The 9,537-nt window shown below is 69.6% G+C and carries 10 protein-coding genes and 1 tRNA gene; 6 read left to right on the top strand and 5 right to left on the bottom strand.

The genetic code is table 11. From position 1 onward, the window contains the following. Window positions 1–471, top strand: a 471-nt coding sequence (locus tag IEZ06_RS36460; protein ID WP_229798393.1) for a hypothetical protein, incomplete at its 5' end; no start/stop codon positions are given. On the opposite strand, the gene IEZ06_RS19550 is transcribed toward IEZ06_RS36460, so the two are convergent. Next, the gene (locus IEZ06_RS19550; RefSeq protein WP_189238134.1) at window positions 438–1,022 is read right to left on the bottom strand and encodes a DUF6461 domain-containing protein; all 585 of its coding nucleotides are present in this window, start codon (window positions 1,020–1,022) and stop codon (window positions 438–440) included. The two genes, IEZ06_RS36460 and IEZ06_RS19550, sit on opposite strands and share 34 nt — an antisense overlap. Before the next feature lie 451 nt (window positions 1,023–1,473). Then, window positions 1,474–2,082, bottom strand: a complete 609-nt coding sequence (locus tag IEZ06_RS19545; protein ID WP_189238133.1) for a hypothetical protein — start codon at window positions 2,080–2,082, stop codon at window positions 1,474–1,476. 564 nt (window positions 2,083–2,646) lie between these two features. Here IEZ06_RS19545 and IEZ06_RS19540 point away from each other — a divergent pair. Together IEZ06_RS19540 and IEZ06_RS19535 are read left to right on the top strand one after the other, a co-directional pair. Further along, window positions 2,647–2,916: a site-specific integrase gene (locus IEZ06_RS19540; RefSeq protein ID WP_307811710.1), complete on the top strand. Its 270-nt coding sequence runs from the start codon at window positions 2,647–2,649 to the stop codon at window positions 2,914–2,916. Between the two features lie 154 nt (window positions 2,917–3,070). Continuing rightward, window positions 3,071–3,271 (top strand): hypothetical protein, encoded by a 201-nt coding sequence (locus IEZ06_RS19535; protein WP_189238132.1) that lies wholly within the window; start codon window positions 3,071–3,073, stop codon window positions 3,269–3,271. A 270-nt stretch (window positions 3,272–3,541) separates the two neighbouring features. Here the strand turns inward: IEZ06_RS19535 and IEZ06_RS19530 are convergent. Together IEZ06_RS19530 and IEZ06_RS36455 are read right to left on the bottom strand one after the other, a co-directional pair. Further along, window positions 3,542–3,630 (bottom strand) — tRNA-Ser (locus tag IEZ06_RS19530). Between the two features lie 137 nt (window positions 3,631–3,767). After that, window positions 3,768–6,374 (bottom strand): MinD/ParA family ATP-binding protein, encoded by a 2,607-nt coding sequence (locus IEZ06_RS36455; protein ID WP_229798391.1) that lies wholly within the window; start codon window positions 6,372–6,374, stop codon window positions 3,768–3,770. Between the two features lie 114 nt (window positions 6,375–6,488). Here IEZ06_RS36455 and IEZ06_RS19520 point away from each other — a divergent pair, with 114 nt between their 5' ends. Further along, the gene (locus tag IEZ06_RS19520) at window positions 6,489–7,445 is read left to right on the top strand and encodes an NAD(P)H-quinone oxidoreductase (RefSeq protein ID WP_189238131.1); all 957 of its coding nucleotides are present in this window, start codon (window positions 6,489–6,491) and stop codon (window positions 7,443–7,445) included. Between the two features lie 4 nt (window positions 7,446–7,449). Further along, window positions 7,450–7,962, top strand: a complete 513-nt coding sequence (locus IEZ06_RS19515; protein WP_189238130.1) for a bacterial proteasome activator family protein — start codon at window positions 7,450–7,452, stop codon at window positions 7,960–7,962. A gap of 121 nt (window positions 7,963–8,083) precedes the next feature. Here the strand turns inward: IEZ06_RS19515 and IEZ06_RS19510 are convergent, their stop codons facing one another. After that, window positions 8,084–8,881, bottom strand: a complete 798-nt coding sequence (locus IEZ06_RS19510; RefSeq protein WP_189238129.1) for an HAD family hydrolase — start codon at window positions 8,879–8,881, stop codon at window positions 8,084–8,086. 245 nt (window positions 8,882–9,126) lie between these two features. On the opposite strand from IEZ06_RS19510, the gene IEZ06_RS19505 reads away from it, so the two are divergent. Further along, window positions 9,127–9,330, top strand: a complete 204-nt coding sequence (locus IEZ06_RS19505) for a cold-shock protein (protein WP_043619750.1) — start codon at window positions 9,127–9,129, stop codon at window positions 9,328–9,330. Window positions 9,331–9,537 lie beyond the last annotated feature (207 nt).

Below are 9,537 nucleotides of genomic sequence, written 5' to 3'. Positions count from 1 at the left end.
GGGATCAAAGCGACATCACAGGCGCAAGATCAGCTGGCCGCTGCGGTGAAACAACGAGGCCTGCGCTTGGATGCGATCACGGGCCTGGAGGTCGGCTGGTTCTTGTTTGTCCCGATCTCACTGGTGGTCGGCGCCTGGAAGACCTTGCCCCATCGGGCACACGACGGGCACGGCGATATTCTCATCGAGACGGTCTCCGGCATTGCGCCGCGCCTCCCCGCATGGGTACGGCTTGCCGTAGGCGATCGGGCACGACGCCGAGGATGCTGGATAGCACCGGAGACCGTCACCGCCCTGTGTCGCAGAAAGCATTCCGACCCGGAAACCTGCGGATTAAAAGAGGAGGGCTTCCTATGCGGGGTATGGTGCCGTGACCTGATGTTCCGCGCCGTATCGGGCATGAAGGGCTGGGATCGTTCCGCGCATGTTCCGGATCTTCATGAACCAAGGGCGTCAGCGGCCATGGGGTAAATGTGATCGGTGGATCCGATCAGAGCCGGGCGGGCGAAACGGGCGGGAGACAGGTGGACGCCTGTGGCGCGTTCGGCAAGGGCCAGAGCGCTGGAGACGGGATCGTCGGGGAAACCGAACTGGTCGCCGTCGATGTCCATGCCGAGGTCCTCGGCGTCCGGATGGAGCCGGTCGGGGTCGGCCCCCTTCCGAAGGGAGTAGGCGTACAGGCTGAACGTGGTGATCCGTCGGCTGTCGACGCAGTAGGTGAAGCCGTCGTTCTTGATGTTCATGTAGACCGAGGCTGCGGCGGTGCCTGCGGACAGCAGACGGGTCTTGTCGTAGACGGTTCTCGCCCAGCCGTATTCGATCAGGACGGTTCCGCCGCTGGCCGCGTAGGCCGCGACGCCCTGTCCTGAATCGCTCAGAGAGCCCGGGGCGACGTGGATGCGCCGCAGGGCTTCCCGAGGGGACAGGTCTCGCACGAAGCCGGCGCAGAGCCAGGTCTCGTCAGTGCCGTCGGTGAACTCCTCGCAGAGCCATTCATAGGTCGTTGCCGTGGCGCTGCCCATTCGCCTGCCTTCCTGGAAGCCGTATCGCGGTGATCATGGCAGAGGGGGTGACGCCTTCGCTCGTTGTCTGTGCGCTGTCAGCTTGAGAAGTGCATCGATCACGCCTCGTAGAGCGGCTGAGCTGGGCGTTCGGCCGGTCGTGAGTGACCGTGGCTGACCCCTCGTTACCCTGTCTAATTGCACGCTAATTGCACGGCGATCAGTCCGTGATCTGGTCTTACCTGCGCGGACGCGCACGCTTCGCCCGCCTGCTCATCCCGTCTGCCCTCGACCCGCCCGCAGGGGAAGCGGAGCAGGGCCAGGCGGTCAAGGTGGAGCGCCCCGCCGGACGAACGACCTTGACCGCCTGGCCCTGCTCCGCTCGGCTTGTCCCGGGTCGACGGCGGACGGGGTGAGCAGGCTCCCACCTCAGCCACTGACAAGCCGGCGACGATGGGCACGCCCGTGGTGATCATCCCGGAGCCGGAGTGCCCCCGCCGGAGGTCTCGGGGTTCGCCGGTGCTTTCCAGCTCGCAGGCTGGATGACTCCCAGCCTGCGGGCGCTCCGCGGCGACAGAGTCATCGGGGTGAGCCATCCCTGCCGGGTCAACACGACTTGGGCCGGCAGTGGGGCGAGCGGGTAGACCTCGATTCCCCGTGCCCAGTTCATGAGCAGGCCTTCGGTTCCCTCGGAGCCGGCTAGGACGATCGAGAGGCTCTGGCCGTCTGAGGCCCAGGTGTTCCAGACCGCCCAGCCTTCGGGCTTTGCCTCGACCCCGAGGCGGGCGCAGATCTCGGGGTAGCTTTCCTCGATGCCGAGGGGAACGGCATCCGGCCGCAGGAGGACGATTCCGGCGAGGCGCAGGAACGGACGTTCCTCGTCGAGGCATCCGTCTCCGTCGAAGTGGTAGTGGCGGAGTTGGCGGGCTGTCTCGTTCACCGCTCGTTGGAGGAGGGTGGCCTCGGCGGGGTCTTCGGCGTAGGTGAGCCATCCTTCGGCGCTCGCGACGTTGACGATCTCGCGGGCCAGGTGCTCGATGTGGCGGAGGTATTCGGGCTCGCTGAGGTCGGGTCGGGGCATCGTGTCAGTGCGGCATCACGGTTCGGGTCGGGGCCTGTGGGTTGTCTGCGCCGTGGCGGACAAGACGGTCAGGCTCCTCTCCCAGCCACCATGAAGCCGGCTCTTCTGGACGGCGATCATCCCGTAGTCCAGGTCCTCGCTGGACGGGTGAGAAGCGCCGGAGGGTTACCGCCACGGTAACGGCGACGCTGTGCACGGCTTCATAGGCGAAGTAGAGGAGGAACTCGCCGAAGGAGAAGTCAAGGGGCTTGTCGTCTGCTCCGGTGGGAGTCAAAGCCGCTCCTCAGCTATGCGCGCGGTATGCACGGTGAGGGTACATCGGCTCGGGGCGGAGTGTCTTGGACCGTGTGCGGCGGTGCGGCCCACGTGCGGGGAGTTGGTGGGGTACGGCGGGGTCGGCGGTCGATGCGCGGCCCGAGTGCGGCCCCGGCCGTGACCGGTCCCCAGGCCGCATGCGCGGCCGGGGTCCGCGACGCTGGGCCGTGCGACGGCGCGCCGCGCCGCCGCCTTGACGAGTTCGGCGTCCACGAGGACGGGCGCCTGTTCCGGACCTCACTCGGTGGCGTGATCTCCATCGGGACCTACTGCGAGGCGTGGAAGGCGGCCCGGCACCTGGCGTTGGCCCCCGAACAGGTCGCCTCACCCCTGGCGGTACGGCCGTACGACCTGCGGCACGCGGCCGTCTCGCTCCGGCTCAACGCCGGGGTGGCGGCCCCCGACGTGGCGGAGCGAGCGGGACACGGGGTGGACGTGCTGCTCAAGGTCTACGCCAAGTGCATCGACGGCGGCACGGAGATCGCCAACCGGCGGATCGAGGATGCATTGGCGGCGTGAGTCGACAAGTTACGGCGAGAGGGTCCCGATCGTCCCGGGACCCCCTTCTTCTCCACTGAACGAAGTGCCTCTTCATGGGAAGACTCAGCCGCACGTCGCCGCGGTCGAAGGTAAGAGCGGCCCGTGACCCCGTCCAGCGAACTGCGAGCACCTCATGTCCCCTGAGTCTCCCGATATCTCCGGTGAGCTCGTATCCCCCCTGACTCCGTCCGGGATCGAGTTCCTGTTCTTCCTCGCTCCACTGATCAGCGGAGTCGTCATGTTCGTGACGATCTACCTGGCCGTATGGGCCGCGCTGGCCACCCACGACCGCCGCAAGGCACGCCGGCTCCGGCAGCCGCCTTATCACCCATGACGGCTGGATGGAGTACGTCTTCGGCCCCGTCTTCCTGATCTTCGGGGCTGCCTCCTGGGGGAGACACGCGAAGATCGCCTGGAGGCACGTGAAGGACTCCCGCCACCGCCCGGTCTGACCTGGTCGAACGCGGCCGGTTCCATCCCACGGATATCCCACGACCAGCGACATGCGGCGGCTCAGAGCGACACACGGCTGCACACCCCCGAAACGATCAACGGCGCCCCACCCGGACAGAAGTCCTGGTCAGACGCCGTTTCTCAAGGTCAGCGGAGAGCGTGGGATTCGAACCCACGAGGACCGTCACCGGCCCTAGCGGTTTTCAAGACCGCCGCCATCGTCCACTAGGCGAGCTCTCCTCACCGGCCCGTCCGACGGACGCACCGGATTGCACCATAGTCTCTCACGGCCCCGCCCCGCCGGTGTCTCGTCCGGATCATCAAGTGAGACGTGATCGGACGGGACACCGGCGGGAGAGACGCCGCCGGAGCGGATCTCAGGACTGCGGGGCGGCGAAGCCGTCGCCCACCGAGGCCGCCAGGCGCAGGTAGGCGTCGCGGGTGGCGGGCTGGAGCCTTTCGAGGTCGATCTCGGCGCCCTCTTCGAGGTGGGGGTCGTAGGGGACCCGGACGACCGCGCGGCAGCGGGCGGCGAAGTGGGCTTCCAGGCGGTCGAGGTCCACGGTGGACTTCGACCGGGGCCGGACGCTGCACAGCACCACCGTGGCGGAGCGGACGAGATCCTCGTAGTGGTGGGCCTCCAGCCAGTCCAGGGTGGCCGAGGCCGCCCTGGCGCCGTCCACGGACGGGGAGCTGACCAGGACGAGCTGGTCGGCCAGGCCGAGGACGCCGGACATCGCCGAGTGGAGCAGACCGGTGCCGCAGTCGGTGATGCAGATCGAGTAGAAGTTCTCCAGGACCTGCGCCACCGCCTGGTAGTCGGACGCGCTGAAGGCCTCCGACACCGACGGGTCGCGGTCGGAGGCGAGGATCTCCAGGCGCGACGGGGCCTGCGAGGTGAAGGCCCGGATGTCGACGTAGCGCTTGATCTGGCCGCGCTCGTTCAGCAGGTCGCGGACGGTGGCCGCCGTCTCCAGCTCCAGCTTGTCCGACAGGGTGCCGCGGTCCGGGTTGGCGTCGACCGCGATCACCCGGTCGCCGCGGGCCTGAGCGAGGGTGGCGCCGAGGCCGACCGTGGTCGTGGTCTTGCCGACACCGCCCTTCAGGCTGAGTACGGCGACGCGGTGGTGGCCGGTGGCGACGGGGGTCCGGGCACGGGTGATCAGCTCACGGCGGCGGCGGACCTCCGGGGACTCGCCCGGCCTGATCAGCCCCGCCGACGCCTTGAAGACCAGCTTCCGCCATCCCCCGGAGGGCCCGTTGCGACGGCCCCGGAGCAGGGACTCCGGATCCAGGCTGTCGGCCGACGGCCTGGCACCCCCCGCGCCCTGCTGCCGGGCCGGGGAACTGAACGCGGGCGGCGGGCTCGGCTGGCGGCGGCGCGGCTGGTACGGCTCGCGCACCGGCTCGGCCGTCTCCCGGTCGGAGGCGAACCCCCGGTCGGAGGAGGTGAAGGCCGCCGTGTCCCGGTCCGGGGTGAACGCGGTGTCCCCCGCGGCTCTGAACGGCGTGTCCTGAGTGGATGCGGAGGCCGTGTCCCGGTCGGAGGCCCTGTCCCGGTCGGAGGCCCTGTCCCGATCGGGGGCGAGGGGCGTCCTGCGGCCGGAGACGAACGCGGTGTCGTCGTCGGGCCCCAGATCCTCGCCGGTCCGGCCGAAGGCCGCGGCGGTACCGGAGAGGTCGGAGGCGAATCCGCCGGACCCGAAGGGGCGTTCCTGGGCGTCCGGGACCGCGGAGTCGGAACGGCCGGCGCCGAAGGAACCGGGAGCCTGCACGGAACCGGAGGAATCGGACGCCTGGAAGGGGTCGGGATGCTCGGCGGCGGGGAAGGACCCGGAGGGCTCGGGCCTGAACGGCTTCATGGGGGTGAGCGGTTCTCCGGCCTGCGCGCCGGAACGGCCGTGGCCGGGGTCGGTGTCCCCCCGGGTGAACCGGTCGCCTTCCGTGTCGGCACCGCCGAAGGTGAACCGGTCGGAGTCGGGGCTCCCACCGCCGGAACCGAGGCGCCGGGTCTCGGACTCGCCGCCGCCGAAGGCCGGCCGGTCGGATTCGCCGTCGCCGCTGAAGTCGCCGCTGAAATCGAGGCGGCCGCTCTCGGACGACCCGCCACCGAAGCCGAAACGGCCCGTGTCCGACTCACCGCCGCCGAACCCCGAACGTCCGGTCTCGGACGACCCACCGCCGCCGAACCCCGAACGTCCGGTCTCGGACGACCCACCGTCACCGAACGCGAAACGTCCGGTCTCGGACGACCCACCGCCGAACCCGAAGTCCCCGGCCTCGGCCGGCCTGCCACCGCTGCCGAAATCCCCGCTCTCGGACGACCCGCCACCGAAGCCGAAACGGCCCGTGTCCGACTCACCACTGCGGAAACCGAAGTGCCCGGTCTCGGACGCGGGCGTCTCCACGGACCCCGTCGAGGAGGACTCCGCCGGATCCTCGGAGCGCCGGGGCTCCTCGAAGAGACCCCGGGACGACTCCTGCTCCGGGTCACCGAAGGCGCCCAGCGCGTACGTGTCCCCGGAACCGGAGCCGGAGCCGAGGACCGGGGCCGGGTCGGAGTCGGGACGGGGCAGCGGCTTCAGCGGGGCCAGGAAGCCGTCGTTGTCCTCGGGGGAGGGCGCGGGGGGCAGCGTGAAGGAGCTCACCGCCTCGGCCGCCTCGGTCCACTCCGCGGCGTCCGCCTCCTCGGCCGACCGGTCCGCCGGGGCGTCCCCGGCCTTCGGGGCCGTGTCGGCGGCCGAGGGAGCCGAGGGAGCGTGGTCCGGATCGGCGGCGGTGCGGAACAGCGGCGACGGGACCGCATCGGTCTCCGCGGGCACCAGGCTCCACGGGTCCTGCGGGTACGGCGAAATGACGGCGTCATCCATCGTGGCGGTGACCTGTGCGGTCACCACGACGGGCGGCACCTCCTCCTGCTCCTTGATCGCATCGAGCCAGGCGAGCTGTTCCTCGAGAGATTCCTCACGATCGTGTCTTGCCACCGTGTTCCCCCTCGGGATGGGCTAAAGGGGCAGCAAACACATTGAAGATTAACGCCCCGTGTTCTCTCCGATGCAGGCAACCACCGAGTTGGCTCTCCCGGTAGCGTGAGTTACATGCACGCCATCGTGATCGACAAACCTGGTGGACCGGAAGTCCTCGCTTGGCGGCAGGTTCCGGACCCCCGACCGGAACGGGGCGATGTCATCATCGACGTGGCCGCCTCCGCGGTCAACCGCGCTGACGTCCTGCAACGGCAGGGACTCTACTCCCCTCCCCCCGGCGCCTCGCCGTATCCCGGGCTGGAGTGCTCCGGAGTCGTCGCCGAGGTCGGATCGGATGTCGAGGGGTTCAGGCCGGGCGACCGGGTGTGCGCACTGCTGACAGGCGGCGGATACGCCGAGCGGGTGGCGGTTCCGTGGCAGCAGGTCATGCGCGTCCCGGAGGGGGTCGACCTGGTCGAGGCGGCCGGGCTGCCCGAGGTGGCGTGCACGGTCTGGTCCAACGTCTTCATGACCGCGCGCCTCCGCAAGGGCGAGACGCTCCTCGTCCACGGCGGCGCCAGCGGGATCGGCACGCTCGCCGTACAGCTGGCGAAGGCGTTCGGCTCGCACGTCGTCGTCACCGCGGGCTCGCCGGAGAAGATCGCCCGCTGCCTGGAGCTCGGCGCGGACGAGGGGATCGACTACCGCGAGGAGGACTTCTCGGAGAAAGTCCGGGCCGACGTGATCCTCGACATCATCGGTGGCGGATACCTCGCGCAGAACGTCAGGGCCCTCAAGACCGGCGGCCGGCTCGTGGTGATCGGGATGCAGGGCGGGACCCGGGGCGAGCTCGACCTGGGGGCGCTGCTCACCAAGCGGGCCTCGGTGCACGGCACCACGCTGCGGGCCCGGCCGGTCGACGAGAAGGGCGTCATCGTGCGCGGCGTCGTGGACAACGTCTGGCCGTTGCTCGACGCCGGCGCGATCCGCCCGGTGGTGCACGCGCGGGTGCCGATGAGCGACGCCGCCGAGGCCCACCGGCTCCTGGAGTCCGGAGAGCACGTCGGGAAAATCCTGCTAGTAGGTTGAGACTATGAACGCTGAGGAGAGCACTCCGCACGTGGTCGTCGTGGGTTCCCAGGGCCTCCAGCCCAAGGAGGACGGCGGCGACGAGCGGTCGATCACCGATCTGGTCGAGCAGCCTGCCAAGGTGATGCGCATCGGCAGCATGATCCGCCAGCTCCTCGAGGAGGTCCGCGCGGCTCCTCTGGACGAGGCGAGCCGCAAGCGGCTCAAGGAGATCCACCAGAGCTCCATCAAGGAGCTCGAGGACGGCCTGGCCCCGGAGCTGGTCGAGGAGCTCGAACGGCTGTCGCTTCCGTTCACCGAGGAGAACGGCGCCCCGCCGAGCGACGCGGAGCTCAGGGTCGCCCACGCGCAGCTGGTCGGCTGGCTGGAAGGCCTGTTCCACGGGATCCAGACCACGCTGTTCGCGCAGCAGATGGCCGCCCGCGCCCAGCTGGAGAACATGCGCCGGGCGCTGCCCGGTGGCGCCGGGCTCCACCAGGACGGTCCCCACCAGTCCAGTTCCGGCCCCTACCTGTGACCACCGCTCCTATCTGATCCCCGCACGGCGCGCGGCCTGCCCGGCGTACCGGGAGCAGGCCGCGCGCCGTGCGGGACCACCGGAAGCGGGACCACCGGAAGCGGGACCACCGGAAGAGGGACTACCGGAAGAGGTCCTCCAGGACTCGCGCGACCCCGTCCTCGTCGTTGGCGGACGCCACGTGGTCGACCGCGGCCAGGACCGCGGGATGGGCGTTGGCGACGGCGTAGGAGGTCCCGGCCCACCGCAGCATCGGCAGGTCGTTGGGCATGTCGCCGAAGGCGACCACCTCTGCGGGCCCGATGCCCTGCGTCTCCGCCAGCTCGGCGAGCGCCGAGGCCTTCGTCACCCCGTGCGCGCTCATCTCGATCAGGGCCCGGCCGCTGGAGTGGGTGGGCGTGACCCGGTCGCCGACCAGCCCGCAGACCGCCTCGTGGAGGAGGTCGGGGTCCATCCCGGGGTGCAGGGCCAGGAGTTTGGCGCACGGCCGCGAGGTGAGGGTGTCGGCGGCGACGGACAGCCCGCCGACCGCCTTCCGGTCCCACCCGCCGAGACGGAAGTCCGACTCGTGGGCGAACCCGCCCTCGTATTCCACGGAGAACGACAGGTCAGGCACCTTTTCCCGGAGCCTCCCGACGACCTCTTCCAGCACGTCTGGCTGGATTAGGCGTGATTTTACGATTTTCTCGGTGTGGAGGTCGTAGACCAGGGCACCGTTCGCACATATGGCCAGGCCTCTGTGTCGTACGGCTCCCGCCACGGTGTGCATCCAGCGTGGCGGGCGGCCGGTCACGAAGACCAGGGTGGCGCCCGCCCCCTCCACCCGGGCGAACGCGGCGGCGGTGCGGGACGAGACGGTGCCGTCGGAGCGGAGGGCGGTGCCGTCGAGGTCGGTGGCGACGAGCCGGGGTCTTCCCATAACAGATCCCAGTCTGCACGGTGCGCCCCGGCGCGCCAGCGCCGGGACCGTCCGGAGGAGGAATCTTCCTGATCGAGGGAACACCCACAGGCGGGATGGTGTTAGATATGATGGCGTTGTATTAGCTGATCCCGTAGTGCATAACCAGAACTTGCAAGTCTGAGCCACCCGGGGCCCCGCTGTACGACACACTGGGGTTCACGAGGTGTGAATCCCAAAGTTTCAAATCCTGAGGGAGAGCTTTAATGGCTCAGGGAACCGTCAAGTGGTTCAACGCTGAAAAGGGCTTCGGCTTCATCGCACCGGACGGCGGTGCGCCGGACGTGTTCGTTCACTTCTCCGAGATCGTCGGCAACGGCTACCGGAGCCTCGAGGACGGCCAGCGGGTCGAGTTCGAGATCACGCAGGGTCAGAAGGGCCCGCAGGCCTCCCAGGTCCGCGCCATCTGACTCGGCAGGCCGTCTGAACCACACAATCAGACCTAGACAGCACTAGATCCCGTTCCGGGGTCCCGTCTCATTCCAGTGGCGGGCTCCCCGGAACAGGAGGTGAAGGCGAGGCTCGCCCTGGGCGGGCCTCGCCTTCGTGCTTCCCAGGCCCTCCGCCCGTCCTCGCCTCCCAGGTCTGGACCCTGCTCGTCGGCCCCTCCCTCGTCC

The sequence above is a fragment of the Planomonospora antibiotica genome, from assembly GCF_014647955.1.
GTDB classification, from domain to species: domain Bacteria; phylum Actinomycetota; class Actinomycetes; order Streptosporangiales; family Streptosporangiaceae; genus Planomonospora; species Planomonospora parontospora.
Note: the sequence above shows the minus strand (reverse complement) of the source record. Positions and strands in the feature narration are given on the sequence as shown.

Coding starts and splice junctions, on each gene's coding strand:
- IEZ06_RS19545 (WP_189238133.1), bottom strand. CDS start 2,082: ATGCCCCGACCCGACCTCAGCGAGCCCGAATACCTCCGCCACATCGAG.
- IEZ06_RS19550 (WP_189238134.1), bottom strand. CDS start 1,022: ATGGGCAGCGCCACGGCAACGACCTATGAATGGCTCTGCGAGGAGTTC.
- IEZ06_RS19535 (WP_189238132.1), top strand. CDS start 3,071: ATGTCCCCTGAGTCTCCCGATATCTCCGGTGAGCTCGTATCCCCCCTG.
- IEZ06_RS19505 (WP_043619750.1), top strand. CDS start 9,127: ATGGCTCAGGGAACCGTCAAGTGGTTCAACGCTGAAAAGGGCTTCGGC.
- IEZ06_RS19510 (WP_189238129.1), bottom strand. CDS start 8,881: ATGGGAAGACCCCGGCTCGTCGCCACCGACCTCGACGGCACCGCCCTC.
- IEZ06_RS19515 (WP_189238130.1), top strand. CDS start 7,450: ATGAACGCTGAGGAGAGCACTCCGCACGTGGTCGTCGTGGGTTCCCAG.
- IEZ06_RS19520 (WP_189238131.1), top strand. CDS start 6,489: ATGCACGCCATCGTGATCGACAAACCTGGTGGACCGGAAGTCCTCGCT.